The sequence below is a fragment of the Micromonospora sp. NPDC049580 genome (assembly GCF_040675595.1).
Classification (GTDB): domain Bacteria; phylum Actinomycetota; class Actinomycetes; order Mycobacteriales; family Micromonosporaceae; genus Micromonospora.
Genome location: NZ_JBFAPG010000017.1, coordinates 1 through 12651 on the forward strand (window position 1 = coordinate 1; position 12651 = coordinate 12651).

At 67.7% G+C, this 12651-nt stretch carries 15 protein-coding genes; 8 read left to right on the forward strand and 7 right to left on the reverse strand.

Annotated elements, in window-relative coordinates:
- Positions 1 to 56 precede the first annotated feature (56 nt).
- Complete coding sequence (locus AB0J68_RS02940; RefSeq protein ID WP_354858269.1) at positions 57 to 647, forward strand: GNAT family N-acetyltransferase; 591 nt, start codon at positions 57 to 59, stop codon at positions 645 to 647.
- A gap of 117 nt (positions 648 to 764) precedes the next feature.
- Here the strand turns inward: AB0J68_RS02940 and AB0J68_RS02945 are convergent, their stop codons facing one another.
- Positions 765 to 1598 (reverse strand): SigB/SigF/SigG family RNA polymerase sigma factor, encoded by an 834-nt coding sequence (locus tag AB0J68_RS02945; RefSeq protein ID WP_354860179.1) that lies wholly within the window; start codon positions 1596 to 1598, stop codon positions 765 to 767.
- A gap of 379 nt (positions 1599 to 1977) precedes the next feature.
- Here AB0J68_RS02945 and AB0J68_RS02950 point away from each other — a divergent pair, with 379 nt between their 5' ends.
- The gene (locus tag AB0J68_RS02950) at positions 1978 to 2733 is read left to right on the forward strand and encodes a hypothetical protein (protein WP_355065608.1); all 756 of its coding nucleotides are present in this window, start codon (positions 1978 to 1980) and stop codon (positions 2731 to 2733) included.
- On the opposite strand, the gene AB0J68_RS02955 is transcribed toward AB0J68_RS02950, so the two are convergent.
- The gene (locus tag AB0J68_RS02955) at positions 2682 to 4271 is read right to left on the reverse strand and encodes a phospholipase D-like domain-containing protein (RefSeq protein ID WP_363935788.1); all 1590 of its coding nucleotides are present in this window, start codon (positions 4269 to 4271) and stop codon (positions 2682 to 2684) included. The genes AB0J68_RS02950 and AB0J68_RS02955 overlap by 52 nt on opposite strands.
- 128 nt (positions 4272 to 4399) lie before the next feature.
- On the opposite strand from AB0J68_RS02955, the gene AB0J68_RS02960 reads away from it, so the two are divergent.
- Positions 4400 to 4528 carry a hypothetical protein gene (locus AB0J68_RS02960; protein WP_354860174.1) on the forward strand — a complete coding sequence of 43 codons (129 nt, stop codon included), beginning with the start codon at positions 4400 to 4402 and terminating at the stop codon, positions 4526 to 4528.
- Positions 4529 to 4685: 157 nt separating this feature from the next.
- Here the strand turns inward: AB0J68_RS02960 and AB0J68_RS02965 are convergent, their stop codons facing one another.
- Entirely contained in the window at positions 4686 to 5009 is a 324-nt protein-coding gene (locus tag AB0J68_RS02965) for a hypothetical protein (RefSeq protein ID WP_363935743.1), read from the reverse strand.
- A gap of 47 nt (positions 5010 to 5056) precedes the next feature.
- On the opposite strand from AB0J68_RS02965, the gene AB0J68_RS02970 reads away from it, so the two are divergent.
- Positions 5057 to 5455 carry a hypothetical protein gene (locus AB0J68_RS02970; RefSeq protein ID WP_363935745.1) on the forward strand — a complete coding sequence of 133 codons (399 nt, stop codon included), beginning with the start codon at positions 5057 to 5059 and terminating at the stop codon, positions 5453 to 5455.
- A gap of 44 nt (positions 5456 to 5499) precedes the next feature.
- Here the strand turns inward: AB0J68_RS02970 and AB0J68_RS02975 are convergent, their stop codons facing one another.
- Positions 5500 to 5880 carry a hypothetical protein gene (locus AB0J68_RS02975; RefSeq protein WP_363935747.1) on the reverse strand — a complete coding sequence of 127 codons (381 nt, stop codon included), beginning with the start codon at positions 5878 to 5880 and terminating at the stop codon, positions 5500 to 5502.
- 40 nt (positions 5881 to 5920) lie between these two features.
- The gene (locus AB0J68_RS02980; RefSeq protein WP_363935749.1) at positions 5921 to 6682 is read right to left on the reverse strand and encodes a hypothetical protein; all 762 of its coding nucleotides are present in this window, start codon (positions 6680 to 6682) and stop codon (positions 5921 to 5923) included.
- A gap of 197 nt (positions 6683 to 6879) precedes the next feature.
- Between AB0J68_RS02980 and AB0J68_RS02985 the strand changes: the two genes are divergently transcribed.
- A complete protein-coding gene (locus tag AB0J68_RS02985) occupies positions 6880 to 8706 on the forward strand; it encodes an IS481 family transposase (protein WP_363935790.1) in 1827 nt (608 codons plus the stop codon).
- Here the strand turns inward: AB0J68_RS02985 and AB0J68_RS02990 are convergent.
- Positions 8679 to 9230: a CbrC family protein gene (locus AB0J68_RS02990; protein WP_363935752.1), complete on the reverse strand. Its 552-nt coding sequence runs from the start codon at positions 9228 to 9230 to the stop codon at positions 8679 to 8681. The genes AB0J68_RS02985 and AB0J68_RS02990 overlap by 28 nt on opposite strands.
- 229 nt (positions 9231 to 9459) lie before the next feature.
- Between AB0J68_RS02990 and AB0J68_RS02995 the strand changes: the two genes are divergently transcribed.
- Positions 9460 to 10788 carry a hypothetical protein gene (locus AB0J68_RS02995; protein WP_363935755.1) on the forward strand — a complete coding sequence of 443 codons (1329 nt, stop codon included), beginning with the start codon at positions 9460 to 9462 and terminating at the stop codon, positions 10786 to 10788.
- A gap of 134 nt (positions 10789 to 10922) precedes the next feature.
- Here AB0J68_RS02995 and AB0J68_RS03000 read toward each other — a convergent pair whose 3' ends face one another.
- Entirely contained in the window at positions 10923 to 11270 is a 348-nt protein-coding gene (locus AB0J68_RS03000; RefSeq protein ID WP_363935792.1) for a hypothetical protein, read from the reverse strand.
- Positions 11271 to 11654: 384 nt separating this feature from the next.
- Here AB0J68_RS03000 and AB0J68_RS03005 point away from each other — a divergent pair, with 384 nt between their 5' ends.
- Positions 11655 to 12416, forward strand: coding sequence for a DUF5753 domain-containing protein (locus tag AB0J68_RS03005; protein ID WP_363935758.1), 762 nt, complete (start codon positions 11655 to 11657; stop codon positions 12414 to 12416).
- Entirely contained in the window at positions 12413 to 12604 is a 192-nt protein-coding gene (locus AB0J68_RS03010; protein WP_363935795.1) for a DUF397 domain-containing protein, read from the forward strand. The genes AB0J68_RS03005 and AB0J68_RS03010 overlap by 4 nt, the downstream gene beginning before the upstream one ends.
- Positions 12605 to 12651: the final 47 nt, after the last annotated feature.

Below are 12651 nucleotides of genomic sequence, written 5' to 3' on the forward strand. Positions count from 1 at the left end.
GCCGTGCGGTCGGGGGAGCAGCCGGCGCCGACGCCGGCCGGTGCGGAGGTGTCCCGATGAGCGTGGCCGTCGAACGGCTCGGGCCGCAGGACACGGCGCTGGTCGCCAACCGGATCGCCGAGGCGTTCACGGCCCTGGAGGTGACCTCCTGGCTGGTGCCCGACGCGAGCAAGCGCGAGGCCGTGCTGGCCGGGGACTTCGAGATCCTGGTCGACCACGCGATGCGGCACGGGTTCGTGCACGCCACCGCCGACCGGGCCGGAGTCGCGGTCTGGTTTCCGTCGGTCGGTGAGCCGGCCCCGCCGCCGCCTGACTACGACGCCCGGCTCGCCGCCGCGTGCGGCGAGTGGACCGACAGGTTCCAGCATCTCGACGAGTTGTTCGCGGCGAACCACCCGCATCCGGACCACCACCACATGGCCTTCCTGGCCGTGCAGCCGGGACGGCAGGGGCACGGGTTGGGCACCGCGTTGATGAGGCACCACCACGCCTGGTTGGACGCCAACGGGATGCCTGCCTACCTGGAGGCGAGCAGCCCGCGCAGCCGGGACCTGTACGCGCGGCACGGTTACCGGGCCGGCGAGCCCTTCCGGGTGCCCGACGGCACGCCGTTCTGGCCGATGTGGCGGGAGCCCGCCGGCCGCTGACGGGGCCGGCCGGGCCGCTGCCCCTGGGGGAGCGACCCGGCCGGTGCGCCGTTCGAACGTCCCGACACACGATGAAGGGCCGGGTCCACGCTGACCCGGCCCTTCATCGTGTGGTGCCTAGTACGTGCCGTCGAGCTGGCCGCGCAGCTTGGTCAGCGCCCGGGCCAGCAGCCGGGAGACGTGCATCTGCGAGACGCCGATCTGGTCGGCGATCTGCGACTGGGTCAGGTTGCCGTAGAACCGCAGGGTGAGGATCTTCTGCTCGCGCTCGTCGAGCGTGGCCAGCGCGGGGCCGAGGGCGACCCGCAGCTCGGCCAGCTCGAACTCGTTGTCCTCGCCGCCGAGCATGTCACCCAGCTCGGTGGCCCGCTCGCCGTCGCCGGTCGGGGTGGACAGCGACACCGCGTTGTACGCGCGGGCGCCCTCCAGGCCCTCCAGGACCTCTTCCTCGGTGAGCTTGAGGTGGGCGGCGATGTCGGCGACCGTCGGCGAGCGGCCGAGGGTCTGCAGCAGCGAGCTGTTGGCGTCGGAGATGGCCAGCCGCAGCTCCTGGAGGCGGCGCGGCACCCGGATGTCCCAGGTGCGGTCGCGGAAGTGCCGCTTGAGCTCGCCGATGATGGTGGGGATCGCGTAGCCGGCGAAGTCGACACCGCGGGACGGGTCGAACTTGTCGATGGCCTTGATGAGGCCGACGGCGGCGGTCTGCGCCAGGTCGTCGGTCGGCTCGCCCCGCCCGCTGTAGCGGTGGGCGAGGTGGTTGGCCAGCGGCAGCCAGGCCTCGATCGCGCGGTCCCGCAGAGCGGCGCGCGACGGGTGGTTGGCGGGCAGTGCGGCCATGGCGTTGAGCAGGTCGGCGGCGCTGTCGGTGAGCGCCCGCGGGTCCAGCTTGGTGGTGCTCGTCTGCTCGGCAGCCGTGGTGCTCGCCTGCTCGGTGATCGTTGGCGCGGTCATGGGTGGTCCTCCCTGCACCTCGTCCGCGGACAAAAAGACGTGACGCTTTGGTTTAGCTTCGAATGGGCCGTTCGGGACTCACCTTAACCTGATCGGCTCCGAGAAATCTAGCCGAAAGGTTGATGTACTTAAGGCGTGTTGAACCACAAAACGCGCAAAAGCGGCAGGCGTCGAGCAGGTTGTGGGGTCTCTTACCCATGTGCCGGGCGATCCTGCGGCACCCGGTCGTCCCTCTGGGCCCAACCGGTCGGTGCCGCACCGTCCGCCAAGTGGTCAACATGAAATCCGACATTCGGGCGGCAGTGTCAACTATCCGTCGTTGTCCCGTCGGCGGGACCGGCCGTAGCGTCGCTGGGTAGACACCCGGTTCGGAGGCACCATGCTCGATCCAGCGGCTCCCCAGCTCGTCGTGAACAGTCGCACCCTGTACTTCAGCTGGTTGCCAGCGGATCCCGACGCGGTCGCCGCCCTCGTCCCCACCGGGCTGCGTCCCCGTGCGGACCGGCAGGTGTTCCTCAACCAGTACGTCGTCGAGGACGAGACGCAGACCTCCGGCTTCGGCGCCTACTCGTTGACGTACCTCGGCGTCTCACTCGCGGGCGTGGACGCGCCCGGCGGGCTCAACCCGGGCGGCTGGTGGACCCACTACGTGGCCTCCAGCCGGCTGGTCCGCGAGTACGCCACCGCGCGGGGCGCCCCGGTGCTCGCCGGTCATACCAGGATCGAGGTGAGCGGCGAGGCGCTGCTCGCCGAGACCGAGGCGGACGGGGCGCCGCTGATCCGCGCCCGGTGTCGGGTGGGGGAGACCGGTCACGTGATCAGCAGCGGGCACCACCGCTACTTCACGTGCCGCGACGGCCAACTGCTCAGCTCGGTCTACCCGTTCGTGGCCGAGCCGGTCGCGCCGTTCGAGATCGAGTCGGTGGAGTTCCTGCAACCCCGGCACCCGATGTACGCGCTGCGCCCCGCCAACCCGCTGACCATCGGCTTCGGCTACTTCTCGCCGCGCTCCTCGTTCGCCTACCCCGGCGGCCTGACCGTGCACCCGGGCGGCGCCGGCCTGCCCGAGCCGGCCCGGCAGGTTCACCAGGTGCCGGCCAGCCTGGCGCGCAGCGGCCTGCCGTCGGGGTCGTAGACCAGCCGGTACACCGGCAGCGCCCAGGTGCGGATGTACCAGGGCAGCCGCTCGGGGCGGTGCGGGCGCAGCCGGCCGGGCGGACGATCGCCGACCTGGCCGCCGTCGTACCACCGTTGCAGCGCGTCGGCCGCGGCCGTGATGGCCGCGACGGCGTCGGCCGGGTCGAGCAGGTCGGCGTCGTCCGTGCCGTCCGGGTCCCGGTCCAGGTGCTCGCGCCAGAGCCGCAGCCGCAGGTCCCGGGCGTAGGCGCGTGCCCCGTCGCCGAGGCCCGCCGGGTCGGTGGGCGTCCGCTCGTCGCGCGTGTCGTCGAGCACCGCACAGGACAACTCGCTGTCGTGCGTCCAGGAGCGGCGGTTGAAGTTGTCGCTGCCGACGCTGGCCCAGACGTCGTCGACCACGCAGACCTTCGCGTGCACGTAGACCGGGGTGCCGGCGTGGTTCTCCACGTCGAACACGTGCACCCGGTCCGGCGCGGCACGCTCGCACAGCGACAGCGCCTGCTCCCGGCCGACCATGTTGGGTGGCAGGGCGAGCCGGCCGTCCACGTCCGGGTGCCGGGGCACCACGGCGACCAGGTGCAGCTCGGGATTCTCCCGCAGCGCCTGGGCGAACAGGTTGGCCACCTCGGTCGACCAGAGGTACTGGTCCTCCAGGTAGATGAGCCGTCGCGCGCGGTGGACCGCCTTGGTGTAGCCCCGGGCCACGGTCCGCTCGCCGTCGGGCGCGAAGGAGTAGCGCGGCCGGACGGCGGGGTAGGTGCGCAGCACCTGGATCTGGTGCGGCCCGCACTCGGGCGGGTCGGCGGGCTGCTCGGGCAGCGGGTCCGGCCGCAGGTCCGCGCCGCGCAACCGATCCCGCAGATACGCCATCGGGTTCTCCGAGTCCAGCGGCATCGGGTCGGTCCAGCGCTCCCGGAACACGGTGTCCAGCGCGCCGACCACCGGGCCGCGCACCGCGAGCTGCACGTCGTGCCAGGGCGGGTTCGGGCCGTACCGGGGAGACATCTGCACCGGCTGCGGGTCACCGCCGTGCGCGGCGTCGTCGCGGCGACTGTGGCACAGGTCGATCCCACCGGCGAAGGCGATGTCCCGCTCCGGGTCGCCCGGGTGCCGCAGCACCACCAGCTTCTGGTGGTGCGAACCGCCGCGGCGGACCCGCTGGTCGAGCAGCACCTCGCCGCCGGCCGCCGAAATCGTCTCGCTGAGGTTGCGGTTCTCCGCCTCGCTGTAGGCCAGCGCGTCCAGGTGCGAGCGCCAGATCAGCCCCTTGACCACCACGCCGCGCTGGGCGGCCTGGGCGAAGAGCTGGGCCACGGTGGGGCCGTCGGGGCGCAGCCGCTGGTCCGGGTCGCCCCGCCAGTCGGTGAAGAAGAGGTGGTCACCGTCGGTCAGCGCCTCCACCTCCTCGACCAGCCGGTCGAAGTACGCCGCGCCGTGAATCAACGGCTCGGCGAGGTTTCCTCTGGTCCAAACGGGTAACCCAGAGACCGGGTTGGCGCGTTCCTGTGCGCTGAGGAACCAGTCCTGTAACGGCACGTCCAGCCCCCCGGAGGTCGACAACGTCCTCACGGTAGGACCCCCGAGGCGGGTCCGCATGCCAGGCCGGCCGAACGGTGACCTGGATGACGACGCGAGCACGACCGAACAGCCGAGGAGGCCACACCATGCACCGCGAGACGACGAACCCCGTGACCGAGTACCGCGAGCCGGCGGTGGAGAGCGAACGGGGTGCGCTGGTAGCGGTGTTGCTGATGGTGATTCTGGGCGTCGCGGGGATTTTCGCGGTCTCCTGACGCTGACGTCTTCGGCCGTCAGGCGCCGATGCGTTGATCGTCCGCCGATGCGTTGATCGTCTCCAGATCGCCGATGTGGGGTCTTCCGCGCCACGAGATACCCCCACATCACTGATCTGGAGTAGATCAAGGCGAGGGCGGTGGACCGGATGCCGCCTCATCCGTAGGCGTACTCGTCCACGTCGAGCTCTGCCCGCGTCAGTCGGAGGAACTCCAGCACCCGGCCGTCAACATGCCAGCCGAACAACTGGTGCTGACCCGCGAGCTTCTCCAGTCCGTCGACCGGGCCTGACAGGTCGTCTTCCTCGCCGTCCGGATGCTCGAACACACGGACGACCTGCAGACCGATCTGACACAGGTTGACCTGACCGCTCTCGACGCCGGCGAACACGACCAGATCGACTACTGGAAGCCGACGACCGTCGGTGAGCTGCTGTTCAACTTCTGGGATTGAAGACCAGTCCGGGCCGGTGCTCGACACCTGCGTCGTGCCCCGTGATCGTTCGGATCACGCCCTAGGGTGCTCGGGTGAGCTACGAGATGTTCGTCCAGCGGTTCGAGCAGGGCGATGCCGCCCCGATGGCGGCCGATGCGTTCCTGGCCGTCTTCGGGCCCCGCGTCAACCGCCGCGAACCCCCGCACAGCTACTGGCACATCAGCGCCGACGACGGCGGCACGGCAGACGTCTACGCTGCTCTTGTCGACGACACGCTGGGCAGTCTCATGATCAGCCGGTTCTCCGGCGGCGCGGTTCTGGACATGCTCGTCACGTTCATCGGGCTCGCCGATGCCGTTGTGCTTCCACCTGGCTGCCCCACCCTGCTCGCGCACGAAGGGCAGCGGCATCACCTGCCCGAGGGGTTTCGCGCCGACGCAGTGGTCATTCAAACAGGCGCGGACGTTGAACGGGTCCTACAAAGCTGCTAGGCGGTACGTCAACCGTGTGCTGGGCGCATCTGTGTCCTGAGCGATCATCCGGGTACCTCAACCCAGCGGGCGGCCGCGTCGAATGTGTCCATCGGAGTGTTGTTGAAGGCGATCGCCGCCTCGGGCGCGTGCCGACGCACCAGATTGACCACCAGCTCGAACAGTTCCGGCTGATTGCGCACCCCGCCACCAATGACGACGCACTCCCAAGGCTGGGCGCACAGGGCAGTGGTGACCACCGCCTCCACATCGTCGCTGCCGTCGAGGCCGAACAGGCAGAACTCAGCCCCCACTTTGTGTTCGACGAATCGGGCCCTTCCGACTTCGATGCCGTCTGCGACCGGCTTGGGATCCCACGGCCCCGGCACCCGATACGGATCCAACCCGATCACCAGCACGCGGGGTGTGAGGGCTGTTGTGTCCACTGTTGAAGACTACGTGGCGTGGTGCACGGTCATCGACAAGTCAGTTGCAGTCGGACTGCACTTCGTACATCGTGCCGTCCGGTCCCATGCGATACCTCCGAGGCGGCCCCATGGTTCGTAGCGCCTCCGCGTATGCGCCCTCACGGGCTGCCTGTTCCTCGCCGGACCGGTCGGTCACGCGGAAGCCGTGCAAATGCACGGCATCAGCGTCGATATCGTCGGGGGACGGGAGGCCCTCGATGGCGAAGCCGAACAACGCACGCAACGCTTCTTCGCCGAGGTCGAGGGGATGGAATGGCAGCGGGTAGGGGTCCTGGTTGTGCCAGCCTGGTACGGGCTCGACGGGATGCTCACCGGCCCAGTACGGCAACTCGAAGTCGTAGGGCTTGCCGATGCTCTCCTGGATGCCGCCGTCGGGCGACAGTCCCAGCGATCTGACCAATACGCCGTCCTCCCACACCGCGAAGCCGAGCCAGTCCACGACCGAGTGCATCCCGTGGATGATGATTCGGCGGCCCGCTCCAGCTCGGAGCAGGTGCTCCGGTAGTTGGGACGGGCGATCGAGCATGAGCCGTCGGTCGCAGTACAGCTCTGCCCCGGCCAGCACAGTGGCGTACATGACGTCGTCTGGGGGGTAGGTGCCGTCGAGCAGTGTGTTGTCATCAGCGGGTTCGACCAGGTAGCCGGGGTGGATTTGCCGTACCAACGCTTCGGTCTTGGTTCGCTCCGATCGGGTGGCGCCGCGCAGCGTCGGACGGATGTCGCCGTCGGTGAACGCCAGTAGGGCTGTCTTCGCGCCCACGTCACTCCTTTCGGGGCTGCGGTAGGCCCTGTCCCGCAGCCAGCTTTTGGACATGATCGTCTAGCCGAAGGTGTTACAGGTGCGCTGAGACCGATCTGTCACGCAGGTATTGCAACTCGCCTAGGTGTCCGGTCTCGGGACCTGGGTGACACATCGGTATCAGGACCTGCGTGACACTCCGCCAAGTGTTGGTGGAGATGAGCGTGATGGAACAGCGGTATCGAGCCGTCCAGGACGTGCTGGCCGGATCCACGGTCACGGACGTCGCGGAACGCTTCGGAGTCTCCCGGCAAGCCGTGCACCGGTGGCTGGCCTGGTATCAGGATGAGGGCCTGGAAGGGCTGGCCGACCGCTCCAGCCGGCCGCGCTCCTCACCTGGGCAGACTCCGCCGGAGGTGGAGGCGCTGATCTGTGAGCTGCGCCGGAACCATCCCCGCTGGGGCGCCCGTCGCCTCGTCTATGAACTCGGCCGCCGCGACTGTCCCGGCTCGATTCCGTCGCGGATCACGGTGCATCGGGTGCTGATCCGACACGGCCTGATCGATCCGACGCCTCGCCGGCGTCGGCGGGAGGACTACCGGCGATGGGAACGTGGCCGGCCGATGGAGCTGTGGCAGCTCGACATTGTCGGCGGCATCCAGCTGGCTGACGGTGGTGAGGCGAAGGTCGTCACCGGCGTCGACGGTCACTCCCGGTTCTGCGTGATCGCTGCCGTGGTCCGTCGGGCCACCGGCCGGGCCGTCTGCCTCGCCTTCGCCGAAGCCCTGCAACGGTTCGGGATACCGGAGGAGGTCCTGACCGACAACGGCAAGCAGTTCACTGCCCGGTTCGGTCGTGGCGGCGGGGAGGTGATGTTCGACCGGATCTGCCGGGAGAACGGCATCACCCACCGGCTGACCAAGCCCCGTTCACCCACCACCACGGGCAAGGTCGAACGGTTCCACCAGACCCTGCAACGCGAACTCCTGGACGACGTCGAGGTCTGGTCCAGCCCAGAGGAGGCCCAGGCCGCCATCGACGTGTTCTGGCACGAATACAACACCGAACGGCCGCACCAGTCCCTGGGAATGGCGTTCCCATGCGACCGATTCACGACCTCTCCTGCCGACGAGCAGCTGCCACTGCGGCTTCCACCGACGCTGACCACTACCATCCCCGCTCCCCGAAAGCCGCTGCCCGTGCCGCCGTCGACGCAAGGGTCAGCCGCCGACTCGGCCTCCGTCGCCGCCGCACCAGTGGCCGTGGGCGACGATGTCGGCTTGGCCGTGGAGGTCACCCGTATCGTTCCCGCCTCGGGCAACCTCACCGTCTGCGGGCAACAGTTCTGGCTCAGCCCCACCCGCGCCGGACTTCCGGTCACCCTCTGGGCCGACACCACCGTCGTTCACCTGCTCATTGACGGCGTCCGCCTCAAGACCGTCCCATCCCGGCTCACCCCCAGTCACCTGCGGCAACTCCTCGCCGACGACGGCCAACCCGCCGGGCCACCACCGATCACCACCGGTCCCATCCAGGCCGGCGCCCCGATCGAGGTCGAACGGCTCGTCAACGCCACTGGCCTGATCAGCCTCGCCGGCCGACAGCATCCCGTCGGCTACCACTTCGCCGGCAGGCGCGTGACCGTCCGACTCGACCGCGGTCTCCTGCAGATCACCGCCGACGGCGTCCTGCTGCGCAGCCTACCCAACCCCCTGACACCAGCCGAGACCGCCAGCATCCGCGACGCCCGCCCCGCTGGACCACCACCCACCCCGAACCCGGAACCCGTGCGGGTCGAACGCCGCGTCAGCTGCCGAGGAGCCCTGGTCATCGCGGGCCAGCGCATCCACGTCGGCATCGCCCACGCCGGCCGAACGCTCACCGTCGAAGCCGCCGACACCACCTTCCGCGTCCACGACGGCGACCAGCTCCTCACCGAAGTCCCGCGCACCACCGTCAAACCGATCGCCCGGTTCAAGGTCCGCAAGCCGGAGCCCCCGCGACAGCAAACGGGCGGTCAGGTCGAGTCGGAGTACGCGAGGTAACTGCCGCAGTGCCGGCAGCGGAAGAGATAGGCGGTGACCGGGCCGTCCTTGCTCAGCGCTTGCAGATACCAGTCCTTGTCATCGTCCGACCAGCCAGACCCGGCCAACTCCAGCCGAAGGTGTTCCAGCGCGTCCGGAAAGGCAGCCAACTCGTTCGCCCCGACCGAGCCATGGAACTCCGCCGCGTCTCGGCAATGATGCAACCACTGTTCCTGCTGCCACCCCACAAAGCCGGGCGTCCGGCGGAGAACCACCTCGGTCACGTCGGCAGGCACATCGTCCGGAACCCGCCAGCTCACGTCGGTGAACTGCGCGTCGAACATCGCAGCCGCCCTGCCGTCTGCGATGCACCACGGGCACAGCGCCCTGTCCAGCTCTTCCACCGCAAAGACCGGGCCGGCATACGTGAACGGCCGCCGCCGCCCGCAACACGCGCACACCACCTCAGCGGCCACGATCGAACCCGTCCCCACGGGATCCGGGTGATAAGGGAACTGCGGAAGACGTTCCTCGTCAGCCAGCACCCGCCGATCCTAGGGCGTCACGAGCGGCCACCCGAACCCTGAACAGCTACCCTGAAACGAAGATCGTCTAGCCGGACGTGTCACCCACGTCCCGAGACTGGTCTGTCACGCACGTCCTGAGACCCGACACCTAAGGCTCAGCCTCGCACTCTTCGTGCCTTCAACCTGGCAATCCCACCGACCTTCACGTATCCTGTCCGGCTGGCCTCAGATCCGTTAGGAGTGTCGGGTGACCCAAGACGGCAGGAAACGTGACAGCGAGGAACCGCTAGTTCCCTTGTATCGCTTCAACAGTCCGAATGAGCCGGTCTCACTGCACCGTGGATCCTTCAGCGGCCTGGCCCCTGAGTGCCGTGACGGCGTGATTCAACTTTCCTGCGCTCCATCCCCGAGACTCAAATGGTCATTCGAAACGCACGATGAGGACAGCCCTGACTGGCCGGGCGAGATCGACTTCACGATCGAGCGGCATGGTAGGCCGTGGAAACTGAAGGGGATGTGCCGCACCCACGGTGAAGGCTGGATAGATCATTGCGAGTTCGGTGACCCCGACGCGCATCTCGATCGACTCTTGGTGCACTGGATGAACTTGGCCGACATCTTGGGTAACGCCACGCTTGAGGCACGAAGGGACGGTCGGGTTCATTGGTGGGCGGGCCGCTGGCGAGGGGAAGTCGAGGGCTGGAGCATCACTCTCGACAGTCGCCCAGACCTTTCGGAAATCGTTAGAGACGCCCACGCCGACAACGTCTTCGTCCTGACACATGTCATGGAAGTGCGCCGGTCGGACCACGCACCTTTCTCAGTCCAAACTGCGAAGGCGTTTCTAGAGCAGATGCGCGTAGGTCTCTCGTTCGCATTGGGCCGCTGGGTGGCACCCGCGCTCCCAGTCGGATACGGACCTGACGGCACCGTAATTTGGGAATCTTGGTCGTCAGCCCTCTGCGACCCCCTTCAGAACATCGGCGCGGCATGGCTCTACTACCAGTCTGCGGAAGACTTTGACAACTACGTGCACTCGCTTTTGCGAGCTTTCCGCCAGGATGGTGGGCAAGGTTTACTCAGGTTTCAGATGGTTTCGGCAGTTCAAACCAACAGTGTTGGGTTCGTCGAACAGCGGATAACGACAGCCTTCTCGGCACTCGAGAACATCGAATGGGTCGAGCTGGTCCTTAGCGGTAGAGTAAATGAAGCGGTCTACGGCAAAAGGTGGCACGGCGAAGCGAGGCTCCGTGAGGTGCTCAGATTGGCCTCAATGCCCACCAACTTCAGCGAATTCGACCTTCCCGCTCTTGAGCAATTCGCCAAGGAGGAAGAGTTGACAGACGCGCCTGCGGCGCTGGTCCGCTTCCGCAACCGTCTCGTGCATCCCAAGTCGCCGCGAGACGAGATCTATCACATCGCAGGCGTATCTAAGGACGCTTGGTTTTTGGCGCGGCATTATTTGACCATGCTAATCCTCCACCGGATAGGATACAACGGCAATTACTCGAAGCAGATGCCGCCTTTCGGATGGTTCGGCTCCACCGAGCAAGTGCCATGGGGCAATCGGGCATAACGCCGGCCATGCTACCGGAGGCTACTCTGCGGCAAGGACTGCGTAGAGTAGCGAATCACGCAACTTTCCATTGGTAAAGACATGATCTGGGATGCGGCCCTCATAGGCTGGCCAGGACGGCGGCCAACGGGAATCTAGGTGCCGCCGTGCTGGGTCGAAGGCTCAACGATCGGCCTGCGGAACGGTCCCCATCCCACGAACCGGTCGTACAGGGCTCGCGGGCTCGGCCCGTCGTGTGGGTTCAGGTGGTACAGGTCGCGCATTGCCTCGTACAGCAACCCGGCCAGGTAAATCGACAGGCTCGGCATCTTGTTCTCGTACTCGGCTTTGAGCATGAGTCGCGCGGTCGGGCACGGCCACGGCTGACCGTCGGCACGGCACACCCAGTGCGGCCGTAACGGCGTGTGTGGCGGGGCCTGGCCGTGCCGGCGCGGACGGTCCGCGATCGGCCCTCGCTCGGGGACGGAAACCTGGGCGGAGATCACGCCTGACCCCCGTTCGCCCGGAACTCCGGTGCCCGGAGCAGGTGACCTACTCGGCCGACCTCGTCCACCCGGAACGCCTCAGAGGGAACCGTGGCCCCGGCCGAGCGAGGCAGGGCGGGGCGGGGGCCTGCCCCTCTCAGGATGGATTCGCTGTGCCAGAACGTGAAGCGCACGGTGCCTCCTTGGCGCTGTCGTGGGAAGGGGCCGCCCCCGTGAGGTGCTCGCCGGACAGGGGCGGCCCCGGTACGAACGCGTCCGCCGGGTCTCGGGTGGTCCCTACCGGCCGCGCCGTCTGACGTAACCCTGCCGAGAGTGTTGGGACTGATACACAGCGTTGGTTAAGGTGTTTTGGGTGTCCCGGACGTCCACATGGGAGGTGCTGTGAACCACGGACTCATCGCGGCCATGACCGAGGCAGGCGAGACAGCGGAATCTCTTGCAGCTCAGGTGGGCGTAGACCCGAAAACGGCGCAGCGATGGGTCAATCCTGGACGCGTCCCGCGACCGCGTCACCGTTCCCAGATCGCAAGGTTGCTCGCTCGGGACGTAGGGGACCTTTGGCCGGACGTACTCAAGCGTCGTGAACCGTCGTGGTTCCGTCAATGGGCCGAGATCGAACACGAGGCCACGGTCATTCGATGGTTCGAGCTGGCATGGGTGCCCGGTCTACTGCAGACGGAGGCTTACGCCAGGGCCACGCTTGAGATCGAATCCTTCAGCCCTGACGAGGTCGACGAGCTGGCCGCGGCGCGTTTGCAGCGACAGGCCATCCTTCGCCGGCCGCGGCCCCCGCTCGTCGTCGTGCTGATGGACGAGGCCGTCTTACGTCGGCGGGTCGGACCCAGCGGTGTCATCATGCGCGAGCAGTGTGAGCACATCGCCGTGTGCGCCGAGCTGGTGCAGGTCCATGTGGTTCCGCGCGATACTCCGATGTACCTCGGAATGGGTGGCCCATTCATCCTCGCCGAGGGGCCTGACGGCACGCGTGTGGGGCATCAAGATGGCCAGGTCAAGGCGCACATCACGGACGACGCGGCGGAAATTGCTACCCTCGAACGGCGGTGGGCGCGCATAGTTGGCGATGCTCTACCCAGGACGCAATCTCTCGACCTCATCAGGGAAGCGGCATCAGCATGGACATGACCGGCGCGCAGTGGCGCAAGAGCACGAAGAGCGGCAGCAACGGCGGCGCGTGCATCGAGGTCGCCGACAACCTTCCCGGTGTCGTCCTTGTCCGCGACACGAAGGACCGCGACGGCGGGACGCTCGCCTTCGGGCCGGCGCAGTGGCAGGGCTTCGTCGACATGGCGAAGGCACACGAAGTCGCCTGACCAGTACTACGCAAAGGCCCCCGGTTGGTAACCGGGGGCCTTTCGCA

Excerpts from the sequence above, each read along its gene's own strand:
- AB0J68_RS03010 (WP_363935795.1), top strand. The coding sequence starts at position 12,413 with ATGACCGGCGCGCAGTGGCGCAAGAGCACGAAGAGCGGCAGCAACGGC.
- AB0J68_RS02945 (WP_354860179.1), bottom strand. The coding sequence starts at position 1,598 with ATGACCGCGCCAACGATCACCGAGCAGGCGAGCACCACGGCTGCCGAG.
- AB0J68_RS02985 (WP_363935790.1), top strand. The coding sequence starts at position 6,880 with ATGAGCGTGATGGAACAGCGGTATCGAGCCGTCCAGGACGTGCTGGCC.
- AB0J68_RS02950 (WP_355065608.1), top strand. The coding sequence starts at position 1,978 with ATGCTCGATCCAGCGGCTCCCCAGCTCGTCGTGAACAGTCGCACCCTG.
- AB0J68_RS02940 (WP_354858269.1), top strand. The coding sequence starts at position 57 with ATGAGCGTGGCCGTCGAACGGCTCGGGCCGCAGGACACGGCGCTGGTC.
- AB0J68_RS02960 (WP_354860174.1), top strand. The coding sequence starts at position 4,400 with ATGCACCGCGAGACGACGAACCCCGTGACCGAGTACCGCGAGCCGGCG.